General features: G+C 40.8%; 24 protein-coding genes and 2 tRNA genes. 8 read left to right on the forward strand and 18 right to left on the reverse strand.

Annotated elements, in window-relative coordinates:
- Positions 1-597: 597 nt before the first annotated feature.
- The gene (truA, locus tag GGD38_RS31515) at positions 598-1,347 is read right to left on the reverse strand and encodes a tRNA pseudouridine(38-40) synthase TruA (protein ID WP_375296343.1); all 750 of its coding nucleotides are present in this window, start codon (positions 1,345-1,347) and stop codon (positions 598-600) included.
- Between the two features lie 632 nt (positions 1,348-1,979).
- Complete coding sequence (locus GGD38_RS31520; protein WP_375296344.1) at positions 1,980-3,698, reverse strand: DUF4476 domain-containing protein; 1,719 nt, start codon at positions 3,696-3,698, stop codon at positions 1,980-1,982.
- Between the two features lie 79 nt (positions 3,699-3,777).
- On the opposite strand from GGD38_RS31520, the gene GGD38_RS31525 reads away from it, so the two are divergent.
- A complete protein-coding gene (locus GGD38_RS31525) occupies positions 3,778-6,288 on the forward strand; it encodes a M1 family aminopeptidase (protein ID WP_375296345.1) in 2,511 nt (836 codons plus the stop codon).
- Positions 6,289-6,367: 79 nt separating this feature from the next.
- Here GGD38_RS31525 and GGD38_RS31530 read toward each other — a convergent pair whose 3' ends face one another.
- The 9 genes from GGD38_RS31530 to gap all read right to left on the reverse strand — a co-directional run bounded on the left by GGD38_RS31530 (position 6,368) and on the right by gap (position 14,066).
- Positions 6,368-6,676 (reverse strand): hypothetical protein, encoded by a 309-nt coding sequence (locus GGD38_RS31530; RefSeq protein WP_375296346.1) that lies wholly within the window; start codon positions 6,674-6,676, stop codon positions 6,368-6,370.
- Positions 6,677-6,794: 118 nt separating this feature from the next.
- Positions 6,795-7,787, reverse strand: a complete 993-nt coding sequence (locus tag GGD38_RS31535; RefSeq protein ID WP_375296347.1) for a TPM domain-containing protein — start codon at positions 7,785-7,787, stop codon at positions 6,795-6,797.
- Between the two features lie 101 nt (positions 7,788-7,888).
- A complete protein-coding gene (locus GGD38_RS31540; RefSeq protein WP_375296348.1) occupies positions 7,889-8,695 on the reverse strand; it encodes a TPM domain-containing protein in 807 nt (268 codons plus the stop codon).
- 102 nt (positions 8,696-8,797) lie between these two features.
- Positions 8,798-9,259 carry a TPM domain-containing protein gene (locus tag GGD38_RS31545; RefSeq protein WP_375296349.1) on the reverse strand — a complete coding sequence of 154 codons (462 nt, stop codon included), beginning with the start codon at positions 9,257-9,259 and terminating at the stop codon, positions 8,798-8,800.
- Between the two features lie 10 nt (positions 9,260-9,269).
- Positions 9,270-9,860, reverse strand: coding sequence for a LemA family protein (locus GGD38_RS31550; RefSeq protein ID WP_375296350.1), 591 nt, complete (start codon positions 9,858-9,860; stop codon positions 9,270-9,272).
- Positions 9,861-10,036: 176 nt separating this feature from the next.
- On the reverse strand, positions 10,037-10,702 hold the full coding sequence (locus GGD38_RS31555) for a hypothetical protein (protein ID WP_375296351.1): 666 nt from the start codon (positions 10,700-10,702) through the stop codon (positions 10,037-10,039).
- A gap of 86 nt (positions 10,703-10,788) precedes the next feature.
- Complete coding sequence (locus GGD38_RS31560) at positions 10,789-11,451, reverse strand: hypothetical protein (protein ID WP_375296352.1); 663 nt, start codon at positions 11,449-11,451, stop codon at positions 10,789-10,791.
- 262 nt (positions 11,452-11,713) lie between these two features.
- The gene (locus GGD38_RS31565) at positions 11,714-12,913 is read right to left on the reverse strand and encodes a phosphoglycerate kinase (protein ID WP_375296353.1); all 1,200 of its coding nucleotides are present in this window, start codon (positions 12,911-12,913) and stop codon (positions 11,714-11,716) included.
- A gap of 112 nt (positions 12,914-13,025) precedes the next feature.
- Complete coding sequence (gene gap, locus GGD38_RS31570; RefSeq protein ID WP_375296354.1) at positions 13,026-14,066, reverse strand: type I glyceraldehyde-3-phosphate dehydrogenase; 1,041 nt, start codon at positions 14,064-14,066, stop codon at positions 13,026-13,028.
- Between the two features lie 651 nt (positions 14,067-14,717).
- On the opposite strand from gap, the gene GGD38_RS31575 reads away from it, so the two are divergent.
- The 3 genes from GGD38_RS31575 to GGD38_RS31585 all read left to right on the forward strand — a co-directional run bounded on the left by GGD38_RS31575 (position 14,718) and on the right by GGD38_RS31585 (position 15,344).
- On the forward strand, positions 14,718-14,948 hold the full coding sequence (locus GGD38_RS31575; protein WP_375296355.1) for a hypothetical protein: 231 nt from the start codon (positions 14,718-14,720) through the stop codon (positions 14,946-14,948).
- Between the two features lie 100 nt (positions 14,949-15,048).
- Positions 15,049-15,120: transfer RNA gene (locus tag GGD38_RS31580), tRNA-Glu, on the forward strand.
- Positions 15,121-15,272: 152 nt separating this feature from the next.
- Positions 15,273-15,344, forward strand: a tRNA-Glu gene (locus GGD38_RS31585).
- Positions 15,345-15,632: 288 nt separating this feature from the next.
- On the opposite strand, the gene GGD38_RS31590 is transcribed toward GGD38_RS31585, so the two are convergent.
- A complete protein-coding gene (locus GGD38_RS31590) occupies positions 15,633-16,289 on the reverse strand; it encodes a hypothetical protein (protein ID WP_375296356.1) in 657 nt (218 codons plus the stop codon).
- Complete coding sequence (locus GGD38_RS31595; protein ID WP_375296357.1) at positions 16,286-19,384, reverse strand: class I SAM-dependent DNA methyltransferase; 3,099 nt, start codon at positions 19,382-19,384, stop codon at positions 16,286-16,288. Before GGD38_RS31595 ends, GGD38_RS31590 begins: the two co-directional genes overlap by 4 nt.
- 539 nt (positions 19,385-19,923) lie before the next feature.
- On the opposite strand from GGD38_RS31595, the gene GGD38_RS31600 reads away from it, so the two are divergent.
- Positions 19,924-21,042 carry a hypothetical protein gene (locus GGD38_RS31600; protein WP_375296358.1) on the forward strand — a complete coding sequence of 373 codons (1,119 nt, stop codon included), beginning with the start codon at positions 19,924-19,926 and terminating at the stop codon, positions 21,040-21,042.
- 20 nt (positions 21,043-21,062) lie between these two features.
- On the opposite strand, the gene GGD38_RS31605 is transcribed toward GGD38_RS31600, so the two are convergent.
- A complete protein-coding gene (locus GGD38_RS31605; protein ID WP_375296359.1) occupies positions 21,063-22,202 on the reverse strand; it encodes a serine hydrolase domain-containing protein in 1,140 nt (379 codons plus the stop codon).
- Positions 22,203-22,302: 100 nt separating this feature from the next.
- Between GGD38_RS31605 and GGD38_RS31610 the strand changes: the two genes are divergently transcribed.
- Positions 22,303-22,827 carry a hypothetical protein gene (locus tag GGD38_RS31610; protein ID WP_375296360.1) on the forward strand — a complete coding sequence of 175 codons (525 nt, stop codon included), beginning with the start codon at positions 22,303-22,305 and terminating at the stop codon, positions 22,825-22,827.
- A gap of 61 nt (positions 22,828-22,888) precedes the next feature.
- Here GGD38_RS31610 and GGD38_RS31615 read toward each other — a convergent pair whose 3' ends face one another.
- Both GGD38_RS31615 and GGD38_RS31620 read right to left on the reverse strand, forming a co-directional pair.
- Positions 22,889-23,464, reverse strand: a complete 576-nt coding sequence (locus GGD38_RS31615; RefSeq protein WP_375296361.1) for a hypothetical protein — start codon at positions 23,462-23,464, stop codon at positions 22,889-22,891.
- Positions 23,465-23,558: 94 nt separating this feature from the next.
- On the reverse strand, positions 23,559-23,945 hold the full coding sequence (locus GGD38_RS31620; protein WP_375296362.1) for a DoxX family protein: 387 nt from the start codon (positions 23,943-23,945) through the stop codon (positions 23,559-23,561).
- A 107-nt stretch (positions 23,946-24,052) separates the two neighbouring features.
- Between GGD38_RS31620 and GGD38_RS31625 the strand changes: the two genes are divergently transcribed.
- Both GGD38_RS31625 and GGD38_RS31630 read left to right on the forward strand, forming a co-directional pair.
- Positions 24,053-24,391 (forward strand): winged helix-turn-helix transcriptional regulator, encoded by a 339-nt coding sequence (locus GGD38_RS31625; RefSeq protein WP_375296363.1) that lies wholly within the window; start codon positions 24,053-24,055, stop codon positions 24,389-24,391.
- 21 nt (positions 24,392-24,412) lie between these two features.
- A complete protein-coding gene (locus GGD38_RS31630; protein WP_375296364.1) occupies positions 24,413-24,826 on the forward strand; it encodes a hypothetical protein in 414 nt (137 codons plus the stop codon).
- Positions 24,827-24,835: 9 nt separating this feature from the next.
- On the opposite strand, the gene GGD38_RS31635 is transcribed toward GGD38_RS31630, so the two are convergent.
- Both GGD38_RS31635 and GGD38_RS31640 read right to left on the reverse strand, forming a co-directional pair.
- Positions 24,836-25,186, reverse strand: a complete 351-nt coding sequence (locus tag GGD38_RS31635; RefSeq protein ID WP_375296365.1) for a TfoX/Sxy family protein — start codon at positions 25,184-25,186, stop codon at positions 24,836-24,838.
- A gap of 42 nt (positions 25,187-25,228) precedes the next feature.
- Positions 25,229-26,242 carry a hypothetical protein gene (locus GGD38_RS31640; protein ID WP_375296366.1) on the reverse strand — a complete coding sequence of 338 codons (1,014 nt, stop codon included), beginning with the start codon at positions 26,240-26,242 and terminating at the stop codon, positions 25,229-25,231.
- Between the last annotated feature and the right edge of the window lie 3 nt (positions 26,243-26,245).

Below are 26,245 nucleotides of genomic sequence, written 5' to 3' on the forward strand. Positions count from 1 at the left end.
TGAATCTGTTAATTTTTTCGAGTCGCTAAATCTTACCTTGATTTACTTGAAAGTATTTCAAGTGCTGTTGCTTCCAAACTTTCAAAGATCTTTAAGTATATTAAGTTTTCCTTACCTCTATCCACTCTTCACTTACTTGCTATCTGCTTTGTTATTTTTGCTCTCTCCTCTTCTTCTTTCTTCGCTATCCCATCGTTTCGATTGGGGCTGCAAAGTTAGTGTTTTTCGAATATTGCTTCCTAATTTTTTTCTTCGTTTTTCACAATTTCTTTTCCACCGTTTTCGTTATATTCTGTCGCAATATTCTGTAAAGAGCTTCGTTCAAACCGGGCTGCAAAGATAAGGTCATTTCTTTTTCACTTCCAAACTTTTTTCGATCTTTTTCTTCCAGTTTCTCCTCTCAAAATGGCGCTTATTTTACCTGTGCAGTTGGTGAACTTTTGTATGAAAAGAGCTGTGTGATGTGTGCTTTTTTGTAAAGCGGGCGGCAAAGATAGGAGTGTTTAACTTACTGCCCAATAATTTCACAACTTATTTCTACTATTTTACAAAAAACATCCAACAACGCCACTATCATGCTTAACCGCTTTTAACATTTCAGCTTTTTGAAAAGTAATGTTCGGGATACTCTACTTTTCGCAAAAACAAACCATGCCCGGGCACCGCAAAATCGGCCTTTGTACAGTCCTTCGCTTCCACAACATGCCTTAATTCCTGCAACGTTATTTTACCCCTTCCCACCTGCAACATAGTACCCACCAAACCCCGCACCATACCCCTCAGAAACCGGTTCGCTTTTACCCTAAAAACAGCCCCCTGCTCCAACACTTTCCACTCACTGTACACAATGCTGCAGTTAAAAGTATGCACCTGCGAATTGCGTTTTGCAAACGAGGTAAAGTCAGTATACTCCTTTAACACCCCGGCCGCCGCCTGCAACGCCTCCCAATTTAGCGTATAGGGGTAAAACCAGGCCCGGTCAACCTGGAACGGATCTTTAACCTGATGTATAAAGTATTCATACTCACGGGCTATAGCATCAAAGCGGCAATGCGCCGTTTCGGGCACCGGTACAATTTGCTTTATAGCAATATCGTGTGGTAAAATAGCATTGAAATTATATATGGCCTTGGGATTCAATGGCTTTTCAAGGTCGAAATGGTAAAAGTTCTGACTGGCATGCACTCCGGCGTCGGTACGGGAAGAGCCGGTTAGGATAATTGGCTGCCGGCAATACACCGCCATGGCCTTTTCAAGCTCCGACTGCACCGTTAAGGTATTCAGCTGCACCTGCGACCCTGCATATCGCCCGCCATGATATGATACTTCGAGAAAATATCGGTTCATCGGGCGAATATAGTTCTTAGTTCATAGTTCTCAGTTTACAGTTCTCCCTTATTCGGGGCTCGCAATAAATCAGGTTATTCAGTTTGTTCAGTTCTATAACTCCAGACTCGCAACTAATGGCTATCACCCCAAATTTCAAAGCGACAGGCTCCATCATTCCTCCTAATCTCCTCTTATTCTCCTTCTGATCTCATGGCACCTTTCTCCCGGGATTCTCCCACTTTCTCCAGGCAAACCTGCGAAAACCCGGGAGAAATCCGGGACAAGTCCTGAACGAGGTCAGAACAAGGTCGGGAGAATTGGTTGACGAGTTGACAGGTTGACGAGTTGACGAGGCTTCTGCGCGGGCCTCCACCAAAGCCAGCCCCTTCAACTTGCCTTGGGTCTTATTTTGTGTAGCTTAACTTATATTAAAGAAAATACTTAATTAAGGACTAAAAAAGAAAAAACTAAGGTCAAGCAAAGGAAATCTTCTTATCTAGTCTTTGTTTGGTCTTTGTTAGGTCTTTGTTTCGTCTTAGTTTGAATGTACCATAAACACACCCAAACCTTGCCTTTACCTAGTGTTTTAAAACAAAAAAGCCCTCCCGACGAATCGAGAGAGCTCCCATTATCTTTAGCCATTTTGCGTATTACTGCAAACGCACCAGCTTTTTAAACTTTGTTACATAGGCTTCTTCGCCCAACAGTTCATACAATTGTTTGAAATTGGCCGTATCGGCTGCAAATGGATAAGCCAGTTCCAGGAACTTATACTTGCTTTCATCACTGGTAAACAGTTCGGACAAACCCTTTATTTGCTTTGCATACAAACACATGGTTTTGAAATACTTATTAGCAACAGTGAGCTTCTTTTGCAGGTCGCTTTCGGCCATCATTTTAACCCGCATTTTATCTACATCATTATCGGTAGCCAGTTTTATACAATCTGAATTTATCATTACCAGTTTGGTGGCCTCTGGTTTCTTTTCCTCAACCACCTGGGGCTTTTCGGGCTCCGGCTTTTTTACTTCAACCGATGGTTGCGGTTCTGTTTTTACCACCGCGGGCTCTACTTTTTCTTCTTTTACTTCTGGCTGAGTAAGCACGGCTTTTGGCTTTTCCTCAACAACAGGCCTGGCCGTTTCAGCTTTTGTTTCCTCCTTTGGCCGGTATAAAGGCTGTGGCTCGGCAGTAGCTGCCTTTTTTAACTGGCTCGATTCCAAAATAATGGTGGTGGTATCTTTTGCCAAAGTCTTCTTCTCTTGGACCGAAGCTGCAGAATACGTTTCTTTTTTAATTTGCTCAGCCACCGCTTCTTTAGTAACCGGGGCTGTTTTAACTGTATCTTTCGCAACAGGCGGTGTAGCATTAGTTACCACTTCCACCTGTAACTCCTGTTTAACCGAAGGCAAAACCGTCTCCTGCCTGGGCTGGGGCTTAGCCACTTCTACCGCAGCAGCACTATCAGCCGCTTTTTTATCATCTTCAATATAAACCGTCACAAATTTCGCCGGCGATTCACTGCTATCAACGTAAACAATTTTGGTTTGTCCATCTTTTGTCTGCTGTTGAACTTTGGCTACCCCGGCCGGTTTCTCAGGCTTATCGCTCAGTCCTTTTTCTTTGGGGTCATATTTTGTTACCACCGAATCAATCGTAGTTACGGCCTTAGTTTGTGCCGAATCAGCAATGACAGGCGTTTTGGCCAGGTTAGCGGTTTCCACCTGGGGCGTATTGGGAGGCAGTGCGGCAGTAGTGCTATCCACAATTACTGCTGCCTTTTCTTCTACCTTAACCTCCTGCTTTTCTGCCGGCTTTTCTACATTAGCGGCCACGGCAGGCACAGCTGTATTTTCTTTCTTAACTATTGACGTGTACAGCACCGAGGAATCGTTTACTACAGCAGCCATCAAATTGGCAAAGGCATCATCGCTTTTGCGTTCACCATATAATATAGTTGTATTACCGGTTTCCTTTACAGGCTTTATAATTTCATCGGTTTGCCAGTCTTGCAGGGCATACCCCTTTGAACCGTTCTTAATAAGCTGATAGCCATGATCGCGGTTTTGAAGGGGAATAGCAAAGCGCTGCGGTTGAATGGCGTGTTGTGGAAAACCAACTTCAAAACTGCAGGTTTGATCGGGCAGGTTGCTGATCACCAAATGCCCAATGCTGGAGGAACTATATACTTTATCGCCTATTTGCACATAGAATGGCTGCCAGTTCTCCGACTGCAAATAGACAAATAAAGACTGCTGTGCCAGTGCTGTTGTACATGAAACTATACAAAACCCTGTTACAAAAACTAATAGCTTTATAACGCGGTAACGATTGCTCATAAAGGCAAATCTAGTTAATTGCCTTTTCATGACAGCCACTTATACTTTTTTTTACATTTCTTAAGCACCTCCTTGCCTATATTTACCGCCTAAATTCTAAAAATTGATTATGAAGAAGCTTTCGTTAGTATTTCTGGCCCTGGGAATTCTGCCTTCGCTCTGGGCTCAACAGCACGAAGAGGCTGCTCAGGACACCTCCTGGAAAAAGCTGTACCGGGAAAGCGCTCCACGTATTAACGACCTGGTTCACACCAAACTAGACGTTAAGTTCGATTACAGCAAATCACAAATGAATGGTAAAGCCTGGATAACCCTGGCCCCTCACTTCTACCCTACCGATTCGGTTACGCTCGATGCCAAAGGCATGGATATTCACAAAGTGGCCATCGTAAAAGGAGCTTCTTCACAACCTTTGAAATTTGATTACGACCAATGGCAGCTGGATATCAAACTCGATAAAACCTATAAAGGCGGCGAAAAGTATATTGTATATATAGAATATACTGCAAAACCCGATGAAGTAAAAGTACAGGGCAGCGCGGCTATCACCGACGCCAAAGGTTTATACTTCATTAACCCGCTTGGTGAAGAAAAAGATAAGCCTACACAAATTTGGACACAAGGCGAAACGGAAGCTACCTCGGTATGGTGCCCCACTATTGACAAGCCCGACCAAAAAACTACCAACGAATTTGCCATGACCGTTCCGGCCAAATACGTTACGCTTTCAAATGGTAAACTGGCCTTGCAAAAGAACAACAGCGATGGTACCCGCACCGATACCTGGAAAATGGACCAGCCACACGCCCCCTACCTGTTCTTTATGGGTGTTGGCGATTACGCTATCATAAAAGACAGCTATAAAGGCAAAGAGGTTAATTATTATGTAGAAAAACAATATGCACCCGTTGCCAAAAAAATTTTCGGCAATACCCCTGAAATGATGGGCTTCTTTTCAAAAGCACTGGGTGTTGAATATCCCTGGGTAAAATATTCACAAATAGTGGGTCGCGATTACGTGAGCGGCGCTATGGAAAATACCACCGCTACCCTGCACCAGGAAAGCGCTCAACAAGATGCCCGCGAACTGCTCGATGGCAATGGCTGGGAAAGCACTATTGCTCACGAACTGTTTCACCAATGGTTTGGCGACCTGGTTACCTGCGAAAGCTGGAGTAATCTTACGTTGAACGAATCGTTTGCCAACTACAGTGAAACCCTGTGGGATGAATATAAATATGGTAAAGACGCCGGCGATGCACAGAACTTTGGCGATATGCAAGGCTACCTTGGCAGCCAAAGCGACAAAAAAGACCTGGTACGCTTTTATTATAATGACAAAGAAGCGATGTTTGATGCAGTTAGCTATAACAAAGGCGGCCGCATTTTACATATGCTGCGTAGTTATGTAGGCGATAGCGCGTTCTTCAAAGCACTTAACCTGTACTTAACTACCAATAAATACAAATCGGCCGAAGCACATCAACTGCGTTTGGCTTTTGAAGAAGTTACCGGTAAAGACCTTAACTGGTTCTGGAACCAATGGTATTTTGGTGCCGGTCATCCCAAACTTTCAATAGACTATGCATACGACGATAACGCCAAAAAAGTAAAAGTTACTATTACGCAAACACAAACCAGTGATAAAACTTTTACTTTACCCATTGCTATAGATATTTATAATGGGGCAGAAAAAGTACGTCATGAGGTTTGGGTGAAGAACAGAGAAGAATCTTTCACTTTTAATTACACCGCCCGCCCCGACCTGGTGAATGTAGATGCCCAAAAAACATTGCTGACCGAGAAAAAGGATAATAAGACGCTGGAGAACTTTATACATCAGTATAAATATGCAGGCCAGTACCTCGATCGCCGCGAAGCAATTGAATTCGCAAGCAAAAGCCAGGATAATCCAAAAGCACTGGCGCTGATGGCCCTGGCGTTAAAAGACAAATACCATGGCTTACGTTCATTTGCCATTAGCAAGCTCGATTTAAAAAATGAAACAGTAAGAAAAGCAGTTGAGCCTGCTCTTGCTGAAATAGCACAACGCGACCCAAAAACAACTGTACGCGCCAATGCCCTGGGAGCACTTGCCCTGTATAATGATGGTACTTACAAATCGCTTTTCACCAAAAGCGTTAACGACTCATCATATACTGTAGCTGGTACAGCCCTTGAATCACTCTTCAAACTGGATAGCGCAGCCGCTGTTGCCGAAGCAAAACGCCTTACTAAATATGAAGCCAAGAACAAGCTGATGGAAGCCATCACTGTTATCCTGGTTAAATCGGGCGACGAAAACAGTTTTGACGTAATAGCCAAAGCGTTTAAGAACATGCCTATTTCACAGGCGAAATTCAATCTGCTGCAACCCTTCTGCGATTTTCTTACTATAGTAAAAGACACCAAAAAAGTAAAAGAGGGTGTTGACCTGGTAGTTGATTTCAGAGATGAGCTGGCTCCGTATGGCGCTGTTCCTTTTGTAAATAATATGTTGCAAACGGTGATCAATAAAAAGAATGCCGCCTTTACTGCCGAAGCAGATAAAGCAAAAGCGAAAGAACAAACTGATTATATCAATTCGAAAATAAAAGGCGACGATAAGAAGAGTTTCTAAGTAGTTGCTTAATTAAATTAATAAAGGCCATCCCAATAACGGGGTGGCCTTTTACTTTTATGAATGTCTTAATAATTCACTAATCATAACTTCCTGAGGCGCCGCCACCATCGCTGCTGCCACCACCCGAAGAGCCGCTATCACCAGAAGACAGCGATGAGTCGAAAGAAGATGAGGAAGAATCTGAACTAAATGAAGAAACTGATGCCGCTGCGTTATTGTTTGATGACCAATCGTCATTACTGCCAGCATAAAATACAGGCGAGCTGTCGGGAGTATTATCATCAGAAGCTCTTGTGCTACTTGCAGCTCCTGAAGATCCTTTAAATATCGACTGGCCAACCACAAAGAAAATGATCAAAACGATAAACACAATAAATATAAACATAAGCGTGCTTTTTAAACTTATTTGCATACCGAACACCAACCGTGCACATTGTGAACAACAGGCATTTACAAGCCTTACAAATGAAATTCAAGAGCACCTACCGCTTATTTTTTGCAACTTACCAACTCCCACTGGCGCCGCCACCACTGCTGCTTCCACCACCATAACTACCCGAAGCACCACCAGACGATGAGCTGCTGCTACCCGAATTAGAAGAACCGGATGAACCTGAAGAAGAACTTTTACTACCGCTAAACCAGCTGCTGCTGCCCGAACTACCAAAATTAAACCAACTTCTTCTGCGGTTTGAACCACCATTGCCACTGCCCCAGTTATTATTGCTTATTCTGTTTATATTATTAACAACTACACCATCGCTATTATACCCGTTACCGGAATAAACACCCGGCCTGCCAAGTGCCGCTTTCTTTAACCTGTACCTGAAGTACAGCCATGCCAGCGTAACCAGGGGAATAAATCCATACATGAATTTAGCAAACGTCATTTCTTCACGCGGCTGCGCTACCCCCTCACTGGTATAAGCGGGTTGCGTTTGACCCGCAGACATATTGGCTACATCCTGTGCTTTATTGGCTGCTTCATTATCATCGATATGTGATTCAATATCTTTAACGGCATCTTTCAACCCGGTAAAATACAGATCGGCTTTGAAGTTGGGTACCATAGTATGGTTTATGATGCTTGCGCAATTGGCGTTTGTAAGCAGGGATGCCATACCCGAACCGGTATGTATTCTTATACGGCGGGGTTGCTTGCTAAGCAAGATCAATACGCCATCATTTTTTACATTATCGCCAATACCCCATTTATTGAAATAGAGCTGTGCCGTTTCTTCAATAGTAAATTCGGTACCCTTATTATCGGTTAAGCCTGGAAGTGTGATCACAACTACAGAATAGCCTTTTCTATCCCGAAAGGACCTTAACTCTCTTTCGAGGTTAACGTTTTCGACCTTTGTAAGGAACTTACCAAAATCGTTCACCAGCTGCGCAGGCAAAGGCTGATCTTTAATAAAGGTAGATCGCTTTTCCTGGGCAAAAGAAACTATGTTCAGCAGGAATACGGCTACAAATAAGAGGAATCGATTCATAGGGGTTAGTTACAGATATTAAAAGACCAGTTATTCAGTTGGTCAGTTAGTAAGTTCAGTTGAAGGCAACTCAATAACTTACTAACTGAACAACTTACCAACTACCAGCTTCCACTGGCGCCACCGCCGCCACTGCTGCCGCCGCCAAAACCGCCGAAACCACCACCACCGCCGCCAGACCAGCCGCCGCCACTGCCCCAGCCGCTATCGCCGCCCCAGCCGCCACTGCTGCCACGACCCATCATATTACCTAATATAAAGGGGCCAAGCCAGCCCGAACCACGACGACTCATGAAGCCACCACCGCCGCCGCGATTGCGGCCACCGAAGATGGCAATAAGGATGATGATAAATACCAGGAAGCCGAATGGCAGGGCGCTACCGCCGCCTTTCTTCTTTCTATAATTTGCAGGCGCTTTATATTCACCGGCTGCAGCTTTAATTATTGAAGCTGCCGCATTTGATAAGCCCTGATAATAATCACCCGATCTGAAATTGGGTTTAATATCGTTTTCTATAATATGATTGGCAATAATATCAGGGATGGCCCCTTCTAATCCATAGCCAACCTCTATACGAAGCTTACGATCTTCAATAGCAGCGAGAATCACCACTCCATTGTTATTCTTCTTATTACCAACGCCCCAATCACGAAACAGCTTTGTCGCATATTCTTCAATGGGATAATCGTTGAGGGTATTAACAAGTACAATAGCTATCTGGTTACTCGTACTGTCGTCGTAAGCTACCAGTTGTTGTTCAAGCTGTTGTTCTTCCTGCGGTGATAATACGTTGGCGAAATCATTTACCAACCTGGGCGGGTTTGGCCGGGCAGGTATGTTTTGCGCCACCGCCAAAAACGACACGAATAACGACAACGAAAGAAGAAGGACTCTTAATTTACTCATTACTGTAGGTATAATTCCTGTCACGTTGTATCTGTTTCAGGTTACAAGTTTCAGGTTCCAGGGGTTACCCGTGCAACTTGCAACCTGTAACATGTAACCCGCTTACTTGCCAAACACAATGTCATCGGGTAATTCATTTTTATCGTTCGACCGGTCGTATGGGAAATGCGTTTTCAAGGCCTGCCCCACATCATTTATCACCGCTTCAATAGCTTCGGCCGGATGTGCATTTGAAAAATGCGCTTTCATAACCGATACTTCCTGGTTCCAGAAAGCCTGTCCTACCTTTTCGTGAATACCCTGGTCGGCCAGCACAGCAAACTGGTGATCTTTCATGGCCACGTATATCAGCACTCCGTTACGGTCTTTTGTCATATCCATTTTCAAACCCCAGAAAATTTCTGCGGCCCTGTCGAGCGGATCAACAAAACGGCAACGGCTTTCGGTATACACTCTTATTTCACCGCTGGTTTGTTGCTCGGCGTTACGGATAGCACTTACGATACGTTCCTGTTCGTCGTGCGAAAAAAATTCTTTCCTTTTTGAGAAGGGGAAAAATGCCATGGATATTATTTTAGAATGCTACTTTAGGCGCTTTTTCTGAACCGGCATCGGCAGTAAAACCTTGTTTTACACTAAAGCCAAACATACCGGCGAAGATGTTATTAGGAAAACGACGCACTGTAGTATTATATGTCTGCACAGTGGCATTAAAATCGTTACGGCTATTTTTAATGCGATTCTCAGTTCCTTCCAACTGTACCTGCAGATCTCTGAAGCTTTGTGTAGCCTGCAACTGCGGGTATTGTTCAGCAACAACAAGCAACCTGCTCAATGCACCACTTAACTGGCCTTGTGCCTGTTGAAATTGTTGAACTTTTTCAGGTGTGAGGTTTTCGGCATTCACATTAACCGATGTAGCTTTTGCCCTGGCTTCAATTACCTGGGTAAGCGTTGTTGTTTCAAAATTGGCAGCGCCTTTTACTGTGCTTACCAGGTTTGGTATAAGGTCGGCACGACGCTGGTAATCGCTCTGTACATTGTTCCAGCTCTTCTTTACATCTTCATCAAGATTTACCATTTTATTATATCCATTGCAACCACAACCGCCCAATATCAATATGAATACAACTACAACGATCAGCACCAGATTACGAGATTTCATAACTATTTAGAGTTTTATGTCTTATAAATATACAATTTTTCACTACACCTCATCTATAATTCCTATGATTCACAAATGGTTAAGAACAGCCCTTTCATTACGCCGGGCTTTAACGCCCCACATTGTGGATCTTACCTTATTTAGTCGCAACACTATTACTTTAATTACAACCGCTGCTATTGTTTTTGCAAAGTGGTAACGTTGGTTGTGTTTGTGGTAACCTTTTGCGTTATGCCGGCATCGGTTTGTGTGGTGGTCTCATTTATTGCCAGCGTGAGATACAATTTATTGCCATCGGATTTCAACTTGTAACCGGCCGGCTTTGTTTCAACAGACCCATTGAGGCCTATGCCAGTAACAACACCTATGGCAAAGTATAATGAATCGGCACCTATTTTTTTGTAATAAGCTGCTGAGGTAGTAGCAGGCAGCGCGCCGGTAAACGGCACCTGCTGGGTAACATTGAACACGCCATTGGTATAATAAGAGACCTGCATGGTACCATTTGCGGTAAACGCCACACTGGTGAAGAACATGGCGTTACCATCGAACCTGATGTTACCGGTATTATTTTCTGAAGTATATTCCCTGGTGGTAATTGTTTTTATTGCATCGCTCCCCGTATTTACTTCAACTATTTGGGAAGTAGTTTCTTGAAAAGAAATGAATTTCCAATTGCCTGCTTCGGCCCCGCTGGCATTTCCATTACCGTTACCCGTGCTGCCGCCAGGTGTTATATTGGTGGTATCAACACTTCCATCCTTTCCGCAGGAAACGAATAGCAGCAAACAGGTGCCGAAAAACATCAGCCGGGTGAAATATCGCATTCGGGTTACTTTCATAACAAAAGTAATATTTCACCCAGCATATGCAACTCCGGTAGCGACAATTATGATAGTTGCGCCAAACTAATACAACAAGGCAGTTATTAATTTTTCTGTAATGTGGCTACCAGTTCGGTATGCACCTTAATTTTTGCCGGAACACCCTGGTAATCCTGGGTTGTAACAGTATCGAATATGATGGTCATTTTCATGAGGTTGCCTTCAAACTTCAGTTTGCAACCTGTTGGGGTGCTTGGCAATAAACCACCTGTGAGGGCATTTAAAAAACCACCGTCGGCAAAATGAAGCGAGTCGGCGCCCACTTTGGTATAGGCAGAAGTAGCATCTTGTGCAGGAAATGATTCGTTAAGGGGCGTTTGCCTGGTATCGACCAACACACCATTGAGGTATGTTTTGGTAGTGGTAGTTGCATTGACCGCCATGGTAATTCCATTGGCTGTCATGGTTGAATTATTAAAAGTAACGGTACCGCCATTGTTTTGTGAGGTAAATGAACCGGTGTTCTCTAATTTTCCGCCCACACCAGCCTGAGAAAATTCGGCGGTATTGGCCATGGTGCCGGTGAGATTTACAAATTTCCAAACACCTACCTCGGTATTACCGGTTGGTGTTGTGTCTGTAGGTATAGGCCCACCAGCTGTAGGCGGAGGTTGCGTAACTCCGTCCTCATTGCTTTTTTCTTTTTTACAGGAAATAACAGTTGTCACAAAGGCAACGAAAAGCAGCAAATAATAAAATTTTCTCATATAATTGATCTTTCAGGCTACGAGTATGTGCTAAAAAATAATGCCACGCACTTTTGGGGTACGTGGCATCAACTATATAACGAAGTTACGCTTTAAGTATGTAGCATGTGAATATTAGTTATGGGCTAGTGGTAAATGGAAAATGGCCAGTGGGGCTTTTATTTAAGACTCGCTATTTTCCGTAGTTTCCGCTACAGTCAGCATTTCCTTTTAACTTATTACCACTCTTTGCCTTTCCCTACTAGCCGCTCTCTACTAGCTACTAGCTGTTTTTTATAGCAGCTATACCGGGTAATTCTTTTCCTTCAAAGAATTCGAGCATGGCGCCACCACCGGTTGAAACATAGCTAACCTGATCGCTATAACCAAACTGGTTAACAGCAGCCACAGAGTCGCCACCACCAACGAGAGAGAAAGCGCCATCCTGTGTTGCTTCGGCAACTGCGGTTGCAATAGTTTTTGTACCGTGCTGAAATTTTTCCATTTCAAAAACACCCATAGGGCCATTCCATAAAATGGTTTTTGAGCGTTTTATTACATTGGCAAATTGTACGCAGGCGTTTGGACCAATATCGAGCCCCATCCAGCCATCGGGGATATTATTGCTGGGTGCATTTGAAGTAAGTGCATTTGCATCGAACTTATCGGCGATCACTGAATCGCTGGGGAAATGCAGACATACACCTTTTGCCTCTGCTTTCTTCAATAGTTCGCGGGCCATATCGAGGCGATCATTTTCGCACAGCGAGTTACCAATGGTTCCGCCCTGTGCTTTTTCGAACGTATAGGCCATACCACCGCCAATGATAATATCGGTAGCTTTTTCGAGCAGGTTTTCGATAATGAGGATCTTGTCAGAAACCTTGGCGCCGCCAATGATAGCAGTGAAAGGCTTCTCGGCATTGTTCATCACTTTTTCAGCACTGGCCACTTCATTTTCCATGAGCAAGCCGAACATTTTTTTACCGGCAGCAAAGAATTGAGCGATCACAGCAGTAGAAGCGTGCGCACGGTGAGCGGTACCAAAGGCATCGTTCACATATACATCGCCCAGTTTGCTTAATTTTTCAGCAAAGCCAGTATCGCCTTTTTCTTCTTCTTTATAAAAGCGCAGGTTCTCTAACAACAATACTTCACCTGGTTTTAACGCAGCTGCTTTATCAGTAGCTTCTTTACCAATGCAATCATCGGCAAACTGTACGTTAACACCCAGCAGTTGTGAGATATGGCTAACCAGGTGTTTGAGTGAAGATTTTTCTTCGGGACCTTCTTTTGGCCGCCCGAGGTGGCTCATGAGAATAACACTACCGCCGTCGCCCAGTATTTTTTTAATAGTGGGAATAGCCGCTGTGATGCGGGTATCGTCGGTAATGGCAAATGTTTTTTTGTCAAGCGGCACGTTAAAGTCAACCCTGATCAGGGCTTTCTGACCCTTGAAGTTATATTGGCTGAATGTAGACATGAAGGAATGTTTTAAAAAAACTAACCACAAAGGGTATTGATCGCGGTTCAGGCTTTCAACATCTTTGTGGTTAATCCAGGTATTAGCGTGTACTAAACCTGTTGGTTATTTATTAAGCTTTTGCTTTTTCTTTTGCAGCGCCTTTGTTGATGAGCTTTGCAAAGTAGTTCACAGTACGAACGAGCTGGCTAACATAGCTCATTTCGTTATCGTACCAGCTAACTGTGCGAACCAGTTGAACATCGCCTACAGTTTGAACGCGTGTTTGCGTAGCGTCGTATAAAGAACCGTAAGAGATACCGATGATATCGCTGCTTACGATCTCGTCTTCAGTGTAACCGAAGCTTTCGTTGGCGGCGCCTTTCATTGCGGCATTGATCTCTTCAACAGTTACTTTTTTGCTTAATACAGCAGTAACTTCAGTTAAAGAACCAGTGAGGGTTGGAACGCGTTGAGCAGAACCATCTAATTTACCTTTCAGGTTAGGTAATACCAGGCCGATAGCTTTGGCAGCACCTGTACTGTTGGGAACGATGTTTTGAGCAGCAGCGCGGGCGCGACGCAGGTCACCTTTGGGGTGCGGAGCATCCTGGGTGTTCTGGTCGTTGGTATACGCGTGAATGGTGGTCATAAGACCGTTTACGATACCGAATTTTTCGTCGAGTACCTGCGCCATTGGGGCCAAACAGTTGGTAGTACAGCTTGCGCAGCTGATAACAGTTTCAGTACCGTCGAGGATGCTGTGGTTAACGTTGAAAACGATTGTTTTCAGGTCACCGGTAGCAGGAGCAGAAATTACCACTCTTTTAGCGCCGGCAGTAAGGTGCGCTTCTGCTTTTGCTTTATCGGTGAAGAAACCAGTACATTCCAGCACTACATCAACATCATGCTCTTTCCAGGGAATTTGAGCAGGATCTTTTTGAGCGTAGATCTTTACTTCATCACCATTTACTATAATTGAGTTTTCGGTACTTTTTACTTCAGCGTCGAAACGACCCTGAGCGCTATCATATTTAAGAAGGTGGGCTAAAACTTTAGGACTAGTGAGGTCATTGATAGCTACTACTTCTATGCCGTCCATTTTATAAATCTGACGATATACTAATCGGCCGATACGACCAAAACCGTTGATCGCCACTTTGACTGTGCTCATGATCTGGATTTTTGTGTTAGTTAAAAATTGCGGGGGCTAAGGTACAATTTTGGTTGTAAATGAATGGCTGAAATTTGTGTTCAAAACGGGCCGCAACCGGTTGCGTTGAGGCATTTCTACCCAAATGGGCTAAACAGGTATCATACACTTACTTATGAAATCAATTACCCTAGCTTTTGAGGGGGCTTTATAACAATTTGAAAGCAAATGGAGCAGAGTGAAAGAAAACGGGCAGAAACAAGAAAGCGTGCTAACAAATCGTTAATTGCGGCATGCGATATTTTTTATTGATCTTCTGTCTGTTTTTTGTTTGGGGCCCGGGATATGGGCAGAAAAAAGAGTGTCCGTTTCACCCTAAATTGATCAGCAGACCCGATAGCACGAAAACCCATTAGCTGATTAGAGAACAATTACGGCGCTTGATTTAAAGACATATTACGAGGTTGATAAAATTCCTGCGTTTATCAAAGAAGCATTTCTTTGCTGGAATGATGAATGGACAATCGTTAATGCGGAACCGCCCCCTTTTTACAATTGATACTGCCCGCATGCTACTCAGGAATCCAGAAGATTCAGTATTGCCCTGGCGGTAAACGTTTCAGTAAGCGTCCCGAAAGGCGATTAATGTATTTGGGTTTAAATAAGCAGTATATGCTAATTGCTTATATAGGCGATAATATTTGCTGGCAATATTGCCCTGTTATGTTGTTTAGGTTTCAAAATAAAAAGATCATTTCTGTAATGTATTGGCGAAGCATTAGTGAGGAAGTAAAGACAAAGGAGGAAGTAATAAAGTATTTAAAATGCTATGATGAACCTTTTCTTCTCCTTAGAATATTGCGGTTGGCCAGGGGCGCCACCGGCAAAACAGTGTCTTTATAGCCGAAAGCCAACGGATGGGCTTTGAAAAATATTTAAAAAGAATGTACGCTTTTTTTTGGTGATACAGTACAGTTTCCTATTTTTGCACTCCCAAAAACGAGCCGCGTTCGTCTAAGGGCTAGGACACCACCCTTTCACGGTGGTGATACGGGTTCGAATCCCGTACGCGGTACAAAGGTTCAACCTTGGCAAAATTGGAAGAGCTGTTCTGAAAAGAGCAGCTTTTTTTATTTAGTATATATAGAGGCGATTAAATATAGGATCAGGAAGAAATTTTAGTAGATAATGGAAAAATGATCCCTATATTTGCACTCCCAAAAACGAGCCGCGTTCGTCTAAGGGCTAGGACACCACCCTTTCACGGTGGTGATACGGGTTCGAATCCCGTACGCGGTACAACCTTCCGAAAGAGGAAAATGTACAGAGGGCTGTTCTAACAGGAGCAGCCCTTTTTCTTTGATATTATTGTAGTTGCGAATTAGTCCGGAAGATCTTGCTGCCCATTTAAACATTAGCGCCGCATATATTGGCCAGGTAGAAAGTCCGAACTTCCGGGCAAAGTACAAAACGCTACACCTAAATGAGCTAGCTAAACTGTTCGGATGTTCGCCGCGGGATTTTGGCCGGAGAAGCCATTGTGAGAATTTCCTTGATGAAATTGTAATCTATTACTAGGAGAAAGTTCTAAGTAAAGCCAAGAATGTAATGATAAAGGTTATCTAAACTTCCGCCATTATGGAATGAAACAAAGCAGTACTGAGATTTTTCATTTACAAATTTCTTTGACAAACATTCTCCATTCCTCATTTCCGCTTTTAAAAGATTGTTTATTTTTTCAACTACCGCTTCAGGATTCCCTTCCAAAATATAACCTACAAGACAACCACGAGGATATATTCCTTTTATAAAATTCTGAATGCCTGTATTAATGTATCTCTTCTGGTAATACTTAGCATCGACTGAACTTTTGTGACCTACTTTTGTAAAATTATTTTCGTAAAGATTTTTGGATTCAAAAAAATACTCAACTTTCTCAGCACTTGACCAATTCATAAGTCTGATATCAATACGAGGAGATTTGTCAGGATCTTTCAAACCGGAGTAAACTTCATCAGAATCAAAATATTGTTCCCTAGTTATATCAATCTTATAATCATCACTTATTGGGTTCTTCTTCATACATCCAATCAACTGAACAGTAATTGCATTTTCGTCTGACTCTTTAAAACTCTTCCCTGTTTTCAATAACTCTTTATGGCTATCAAGCAGTAACTGGACACAGTTATCTTCAAACTGCATCCTGAAAGAATGAATTATATTTTTATTGAGAAAGCCGCTCATTCTGAATATTCCATCTTTAATATATCACTGATTAACTCCTTTGAATCGTTAATAGCCATTGAGCGACACCAAAATCTTTTCTGATTCGGTTTTATAATGTAAATGTCATTGTTGTCATAATACTTTATTTGTCTCCGGATAAATATGTTCGTTGCTTCCTGCTTTAGCAAAGATTTATCAATATCAGAAAGATATTGCTTGAAGTCTTCAACCCCCGATTTCCTGACGCTATTTTTAACTCCATTGAAAGTAAGCTTAACCATATTTAACGGCTGCCGTTTATCAACGGAATAAATATTTGCACTTGCGCTTAAGGTTGTACCAAGAAACTTATTAAGTTCCTTACAAAGCATTTCAGCGTATTGAAAATTCTCATCCTCATTTGTTGCCTTAAGAGCAACAGCATTGTTTCCATCAAACATCATCCCCATTGTATACGTGATAAAATCTGAAATTAAAATCCGCTCATTCCCCGACAACGTAAACATTTTGAAAATCTCTTCATTGACAGCTACTTCAATTTCGCTAATATCTACGTGTTTTAAAAAGTCTTTCTTGATTAGTTTTTTTATTTCATCAAGATACTTTTCTAAATGACTAGCAGAGTCTTTTTCAAAGATGAAAGGAAGCTCATATAGCTCATTGGGCTTTACCCTTTCTCTTTCAATTCCAATCGAGGATGAAATAAGAAAAAGATAATAAGTTGCCAGTTCCGAGTTAATATAACAAGTGAGCGATTTTAAAATTTCCTTTTTGGCGCCGTTAATTCCAAGGACAGTACTATTAAAAGAACAACTTTCCTCAATGTAAGATGCACCCAGCTTTTTGTTGGTCAATCCTTCTTTTATTAAAACATGAGGCCCTACAAATGCCTTCTTTGCCGTTTTGCTAATTCGTCGAAAAGCATCAATTTTTTTAAGGGGCTCATTAAATTGTACTTTATAATATTTTTTATACAATAAAATTGATTCTTCCGTTAACCCTTCCGAAAGTTTATCTAATTTATCTTTTGATGTATAATATCTTTCAATTTTTTCAGGTTGAATATAAGGCAAATTTGACACCTCAATATCAAACAAAGGCTTTGTAGTTGATTTATTTAAAAACTGTAAACCAGTAGCTTTATTGATCTTTCCTTCCTTTAAAAATGATTTTAGTCGCGAGTATTCATTTAACTTATTAATGAATTTAAAATCCTCAATAGTTCCCCACATCGCAATCTTCCAGATTTTTGTATCCGGCTTTTGACATTCTTCTCTCGGCAAAAATTTAATATCGGTTGCATCAATAATTACGCCCTCAACTAAATTATTTTTCACATAAGTTTTAGGAGCCCAATATTCAATTGTAGGAGAAATCTTTTTAGGAATTTCCTTTTGATAAAATACAATACTCACAGGTCCTACAGCTGATGTAAAAAGCTGCCCACCAAAACTTTTGGGAGCTTTTCTAAAAATAGAGAGATTGTAAATTTTCTCTACATAAGTTTCGTTCATTAACCACTTTCTAAACCTCTGAAATGAACCTTCTGTATTAGTTAATAATTTAGAGTTAAATATTAAGGCGATAGACCCGTGATTAGTAAAATCAATTGCCTTATGAAGAAAAGGAATTACTAAATCTTTTCCATAACCATACTTATCAATATACTTATTTATAGAATCAAGTTTAATCTTTGTTCCAAAAGGTGGATTTCCGACAATCAAATCGAAGGATGGCAACTTAGAAGGATTTACTTCTCCTATAGTATCTGCGCGAAAAAGATTGTTCCCTTGATTCTCTAACAATTCATCTTCTGGATCATTAATCAGATATGGAAATTTATATGACCGATTAATCCATAATGTTTTAGGATTTAATTGCTCAATAATAGCCAAATAAATGCTGAAGGCCGCAACTCTAATGGCATACTTATCCAATTCAATTCCATAAATATTAGACCTAACGATTTCCCTTAAATCTTTAAACTCTATTCTCTTACCTGGATTAGCATTCCTCCATCTTTTTACTAAGCGTTTGAAACTTTCTACTAAAAAAATACCAGATCCACACGCCGGATCAAGAACTTTTATGTTCCAGTTAGTTTCATTTTTTACTTTCAGCTTTTCATTAAGAATAAGTTCAACTAATGAAGGCGGTGTATAATATTGTCCGGCTTCCTGTTTACTTATTACTTTAAACTCCTCTAAAAAATTCTCATAAATTTCACTTAGTAATTCAATTTGAATTAAATCAAATCTAAACAGACGCCATTCAAACAGTTTAAGATTATGTGATAAATCCCCATCTGTTAAACACTTTTTAATTATATTTAAATGTTGTTCTGTTACCTGCCGTTCTTCTCCTTTAAGAATTGGAAAAACATTTCCGTTAAAGTGTTCTTCTACTTTTTTAAAAAGGGTATAAGTGTCGCTTTTATTTTGAAGAATATCAAGGTAGCTTTGAGCCCCTTTACTTATTTGTGAGTATAATTTTGTCTCCTTCGCTGCCCCTTTATCTTCCAGATACATAATGAAAATAGAACGCATCAAAAGGGAATGAATAAAATTATCATTTAAATCAAACCGCTTTAGTTCTTTTGCTGCTGTAAGGAGAGATTGCACCAAATACTTGTCAATCCTTTGTTGTATATCAACTTGTTTACGAAGCTCATTTTCAGAAGTCCAAAACAAACCAGAGTCAACCGCAATTCGGGAAAAAAGATCTTTAATTGTTTCCATCGCTTTTTTGTCTCTTTGCGATGCACCTATAAGCTCTAACTTTGCGGTCTGTTCTTGAATATCAATTCCTGGTTTATCATAATTGAAAGGTTTCTTGCAACAGTTATATATTCTAATTTCTGTCGGTGAAACAGCAATCAAAAACATCACCTTTCTATAATTCCATGCTAAGTGTTGAACTTGAGCAATTTCCTTCAGTGTGTTATAGTCAAACTGCGCAATTTCCTTGAAAAAAATAGCCGGATAATCCCCTGAAAAATAAATTTTATCCACTCCTAAAAGACGAAAGTCTTCCAAGTCTTGTGAAATATCTTCTTCTTGAAGATCATATGCCTCCGTGAAACCAAAATCTTTATAAAAATTGGCAATGGTCATAAAGAATTAAGATAATTGTTTTGGCATAAAAATACTAACAATATTAGCATTTATTACTTTGCCCAAAGATTATATTTTGCTTTAGAATGCAAACTTATGGGGTATTTGATTGTATTTCAATTATTTCTACCCCCAATTTTGCCACTAATAAACCAACGATACTAAATTTTCAATTTTGAGAAACATTAATTGCTATATAACATGTAATAAAACTTTAAAATACCCTATAAAGAATTGATTGTAAGGCATATATTTTCCATCAAAGACTAACGACGCCCCTTTTAGCCAGTTCTTTCAGATTGATTTAAGTTACTTCTTTATATCATTCAAGAATACACATAAAATCCACAAATTCCCCAAGTGTTCGCTCCCACTGCCATACCCGGTACAGGCAAAAGGCTTCGATTATACCTCAGCCTTTTTTTTATATCCTATACATAAATTTTACACCCCGAAAATCCGCTATTAAGTACTTTTACGACAATGTTCCAGTCACCAAGTATATCAAAACAATTTTAGACAACACATTACCCCCCCTCATGGATAATAAGCTTGTATATATTAAGCCAGGCAATGCCCCTTTATCAAAGGAGCAACAGAACTTCAACAGAATCGTGAAGCGTATTGAAAAATTGCAAAATCAAATCCTGAACGAAACAGATAAGCTGGAGAAGTTGAACAACTTGTATAACGCTGAGGTATACCCAAATGTAAAAGAACTGGGCAGCTTAAAAATACAGTTATGCCACCTGCTGCATAAAAAAAGACAGGAGATAAAGTTGTCTGCCAGTCAGAATAATAAGTTGGATGACTTGCTGTTTGATTTTTTAGACGATGCTTTTAGTGTGATAGAACCTGACGAGGCAACTAAAGAGCTTTATTCAAGATATAGCAATACCAGCTATGCCGAAGAGCTTTCGATCCAGGAACGGTATATGAAAGAAGATTTTATAGATATGTTATATAGCCGTTTTGGATTAAAGCTTGACCCTTCACTACTTACAGACAACCCCGATATTAGTAAAATTGAGGAAGAATTAAAAAAGCAGTGGGAGCAAAAAGAAAACGGAAAAAAGGCAAAACCTAAAACTAAAAAGCAACAGGCAAAAGAGGAATTGGAAAAACAAAAGGCCGCGTTGAAAAATAAAAGCATTCGAAGCATTTATGTTGCATTGGCTAAAATATTGCATCCAGACACCGAGCAGAATGAAGCATTAAAATTAGAAAAAGAAGAAATGATGAAGAAGGTTACAGTTGCATATGAGAATAAAGATCTAATGCAATTATTGCAACTTGAAACACAGTGGATGAGAGAACATGATAAAAATATTAATACCCTTGAGGCATCTACGTTAAATGCATATATTCATTTGCTGACAGATCAGGCAAAAGAGTTGGAAACGGAACTTCAAATGTTATATATGAATCCTGCTTATACAGCCATCCTCCCTTTTGGGCGTAAGGATCTGAAAAGCGCCAGCCGGGAAATTAAATATGCAGGTATTAGTTACAAGGAAATAAATAAAAAAATACAAACGGATATTCAAGAACTGGAGACTGGAAAAAAAACAAATACTACAGTCAGTCGATGTATACGGGATTACTACGTTGAGCCTGGAAGCGAATTTATTGATGATGAGATGATGGATATTTTTTAATGAAACAATGATATTTCATTTTACTTTTTATCTTTTCGGGCAGCTACCAATTTGTCAACTATTTTTAAATAAAGCTCCGTTGGCACCTGTCGCTCGTATTCATACTTGGTTTTATGAGCTATCACCAGATCAAGTTTTGGGATAACAGTAATAAACTGTCCCAATGCCCCACTTGCAGTATAAGCGCCTTCGTATACATCCTTATCAAAGGGCGCATCCCAAACCCACCACAGATAACCATAACCAAAATGAAAATAAGCAGTCTTGTTTTGCTCGGCCTCCTTATAGGTAGTAACAGGTACAGTAGTAGTTGTTACCCAGTTTGCCGGCAGTACCTGCTGGTTCTTCCACTTCCCTTTTCTAAGCATTAGATAGCCTAACCGTGCCATATCACGGGTTGAGAACCACATGTGATAAGCCAGATATTTGGACATGGTTGTATCGCCGGTTTTTCGTTGCGCGTCCATTTTCCAGTCTTGCATATGAAGTGGCTTAGCCAGTATAGAATCAATTAGTTCATAAATACTTTTCCCTGTCTGCTGCTCAAGTATATAACCTGCTATATTAAAGTCCCAATTATTGTACAGCCAGAAGCTGCCAGGTTGTACGCTGCCTCTTTTGGGAGCCATAGCAGAAGCATCACCTTCATTACTTGCCGGATGATAAACTCCAGAACGCGCCGTAAGTAAATCTTTTATGGTAGCCTTCATTTCAACAGGCAATAACCCACCCACATCATTAAGCCTTAGTTGCTCAATGGTGGTATTCAGCTTTATCTTTCCGTTCTCAACAAAAGGTCCATATAACATAGAAAGAACACTTTTTCTACAGGATGCCAGATAGCTAAGTTCCTGCACATCTCCATAGTCAAATAATATTTTACCACTTTGAACTACCATAAACCCTGTTGTATGAGCACTGTCAATAATAAATTGCCGGAGTTGTTTAAGCAACGTGTTATCCCATCCATAGTCGCCGGGATTGATAATTCTGTCCCAGGCCATATCAGGATATACTTCAATTGAGTTGTTGGGCGCAGGCGTTTGAGCAACAGAAAACAATGGAAGCAGCAAAGCAAATAATAGCAACTTCTGCATAATAACACTTATTGTAGGTGAAATTAATGATATGGCGTTAGCTCCGGCACGACTATAACTCATATTTATACATTTATAACGACAATCCACATCCCCATCAATTTGTGTAGCGTTCTGCTGAAAAAGAACATATATTACAAATTAACCAAAAACCTATTTCAATATGAAAAAGAAATCAATTGCCATCTTATTCTTTTTAACAGTGATACTGTTTAAAAATGAACATCTGTACGCTCAATGCGAGCTTCCTATTCCGCAGGGCAGCCATAATTTGTGCAATCCTATGGTTAACACTACCATATCCAATACATCCAATACCATAACCCTCGATAATGCAGGGCAGGTCCCTGTTGCCGGCACCTGTTCAATTACGATCAGTTATTACGACGAAACATCAGCCAGCTGCGCCCCCCTGATCAATTGTTCAAATGCCAGCCTCAGCACCTCGGGTTCAACGTTAACTCTTACACTGAATGGCTGCGCTATTCTACCCGACCTTCCAAACACAGCTATTTTTTATCTCAATATACAAACATCTGAAGGCGTTTACTTTTATCACGTGCGTAATTTTGCTTGCGGCTATGTATTGGGAAAGAAATTAACGCCCAATTCCAGGGAAGAAAAAGCTATCGCTGTTAGCAGTAGAGGAATAAAAACGCCAAAGGTGTGGGGCATCACACACCACTAACGAATTGAAAAGGGCTTCCTGAATTTTCCAGGAGGCCCTTCTTGTAAAAGCACGTTAAAAACTACCGGGGAACTTTTAGCAGGTCACACACTTCATTATAGCTCATTGAATGCAGATCGATGCGCCGCCCATTGCTGACTTTAGCGCCGCCGGGCACAATGATATAACGGAAACTATGCTGCGTACTGATGGAGCTGTAAATATTCAGGTTATTTACAAAATTGATCCGGAGTTTACCTACGCTGTCGAAAGCCGACCAGGTATCGGTTGTTGTATTGCCCTGCACATATGTGAGTGATATTGGCAGTTGCGCTATTTGGCCAGCAGGCCACACTTGTGGATTGTACCCTGCCAGCTTTCCATAAGTAAGCACAACGCCGCTGTCAATTATTGCCTGCGTAATTGCCGGCGTTTGCCGGGTATGATCAAAGTGTTTTATGCCGAAAATGGTTGACATGGTGTAAGAGGCAGGTATAAACCAATCTGAATAAATCACATTGGCTGTGCCTGCGGGCCCCTGGGGGCCTTTCGGGCCCGTGTCGCCTTTTTTGCAGGAGCAAACAAATACAACCATGAGCATTAATGAGGAAATAAACACCTTACTAATTGTTGGCGCTTGATTAACAGAATAAATCATCGTTCTTTGTTTTAATATGTATTAAATGATTTGGTACCAGTAACACTGGCACCAGGCCGAAAACAAAAAACACGAAAAATCATCTGTCAAAAAATCATCTTTTAGAGGGATACCGCCTCCCCCATGCAACCAGTGCTGCCATCACCGCAAAGAAAATGTTTACGCCTATCAAAGAAGCTTCACCTCTTATAATATGAAATATACTGGCCGCAACCATCAAAAGAATAGTTCCCCAGGCGGCATAAACGGTAATCTCTTTTCGGGTACGCAATAGTGCGGGTAACACCAGCCCTATACCAGCCAGCAGGTCAAGCACCCCTGTAACTTTTGTTAGTTTACCATTACCGGCAGTCCAGGGCCACATGGCAGCCAGTTTATCTGCAGACAGGAACAGTTTCATGGCGCTTGCCCAAATAAAACCAATGGCTAATACGATCTGTACAATCCAAAGCGATACATGTAGCATTTTCGATGCTTTCATAGTGTAATATTTTAACGGCTCGAAAATAACTACCTTTACTATCCATTAGATAGTAATATCCCATTGGATAGCACTATCCAACGGGAAAGTATCTTAATTTATAGATTATGTTATCCAAAGGCGGCTGTCCTAAAACCATGCTTTCCATCAAAGATGCACTTGAAGCACTGGAAGGAAGATGGAAACTACTTATTTTATTTACTTTATCTGAAGGGCCTAAACGCTTTCGGCAAATATCCAAGGACGTTGGCGGCATCACCGATAAAGTGCTTTCAAAGGAATTAAAAAGCCTGGAGGCTAACCGTCTTATTGAAAGAAACGTATACGATACCTTTCCACCCACAGTGGAGTATAGCATTACGGCTCACGGCCTTTCACTGGAAAAAGTATTGGATGAGCTTCATTTCTGGGGTTTAGCCCATCGTAAAAAGATCATTGGAAAGTAACTTGCACTTAATAATAGCTACATGAAGATCACCAACGAGTTTAAAACAAGAAGGATTGAATTCATTAAAATAGAATCCGTAAAAGAACACCTGCCCAGCCACAGGATACAAATACAAATTGAAACGGAAAACATTAAAGCCAATTACGATAATTATATATGGCTAAGTGAAGATGATATAAACCGGTTTATTATCGACCTGGAAAGCTTTGTTAAAAACAGAAAAGGCGAGGCCGTTTTGGAAAGCATGAGCCCTGGAGAATTACAATTGTCATTCCAGGCAACTGACGATCTCGGGCATCTTTCAGTGGGACTTTATTTTAAAAAAGAAGACAGAATTAATAAAAATTATTCTCATGAATTAAAGGTTGAATTTCAGATCGATCCAACATATTTACCAACCGTTAGAAATGAATTGATTGACCTTATCAAATAAGCCTTACAATTATTTCTTCTTCTTCTTCGACGACTTTGCCTTATCATTAAATGTCAAACACAAACCGGCCCAATATTCAAAATCTGCTTTCCTTTTAAACCCCTCCGGTTCAACATAGCAGTACCCTTTTAATTCTTTGCCTTTCATGATCATTGGCAAAAAACCATTCCGCTCAGCAACTTCTTCCTGCAATGCAGGATCAAAACGGCACATCAAATTATCTCCACTTACATTAATACACATCTTACCATTCACCATAAACGCCAGGCCCCTGAACATTGTCTTTTCTTCAATCTTTAGTTTGGAAAACTGTACCAGATATTCCCTGATCCTATCTGCAAGTTTAATATCATAAGCCATATAATGATCAATTTATTACAATATACCAAAATTCAAAATAGTTTACCTGTTCAAACAATCCCTGGCCATTGCTGAAAACCAGGCAGTGCCCTTTTTATTAACATGTAACGGATCGCCAAACATAATATTCGGTAACCATACAGCAGTTGGCAAAATACATAACCGGGAATACTTTTTGGACAACCCTTCCAGATACTGATCTGTAGTTGATTCATATACCGATTTATTATAGCTCTTATAAGATGCCTGGTTCATAGGTGGACTAATTAAATATACAGCTATATTATGATTAGCCGCAAGCTGCATCACCAGATCAAGATAATACTGATTGATCTTTCCCGGCGCAAAGCGAAGTTTAGGATTTATCTTGTCTGTATTATTAGAATCAGCTACACCAAAGTTTGTATAACCTCGGTATTTGCTCAATTGAGTAATTACTCTTTGCTTGTCAACTGCCACCTGAGCTTGAGAAAAACAGAAACTATTTAAGCCATCAAGAAATGTTTCGCGATAAGAGAACGGCGAATGCCAGTATTTTAGCCTTCTGGTAAACTGATCGTACCGAAGGTTACCATGATCTTCATCCTGATCATGAAAAACATAGTTGTATTTTCTTTCCAGTTGCTCCAGCTCTTTCAACTCGCTATAATTAACAAACCGGAATGGGATGGTCCTATGATTAAACCAGGGAGAATATTCGCTTATATACCCCATTCCATAAATCATTATTAACGTATCCACCTTATTATGCTGAAGGTATCTCTTCAATGTAATATACCCCTCAAACAAATCACTTCCCGGAATACATAAATTGATCCATTTTTCCCCAAGCTGGCGCGGGTTAACACATGCATTTCCCCGTGAGTCGCCAATGATAATATTTGAGAAGCCGGTTTGCTTCTTAATTTGACCGTATTGATATTGGCATTGAAAATAATCCACAGCAGGCCCTAAGAAAAACTCGGGCTTTTGGGAAATGAACGTATAAATAATTCCCCCTGACAACAATACCGTTACCAGAAAGTACAGCGTGGTCTTTATTAAAAATTGCTTCATTGC

Source organism: Niastella sp. OAS944 (genome assembly GCA_024809215.1).
GTDB lineage: Bacteria > Bacteroidota > Bacteroidia > Chitinophagales > Chitinophagaceae > Niastella.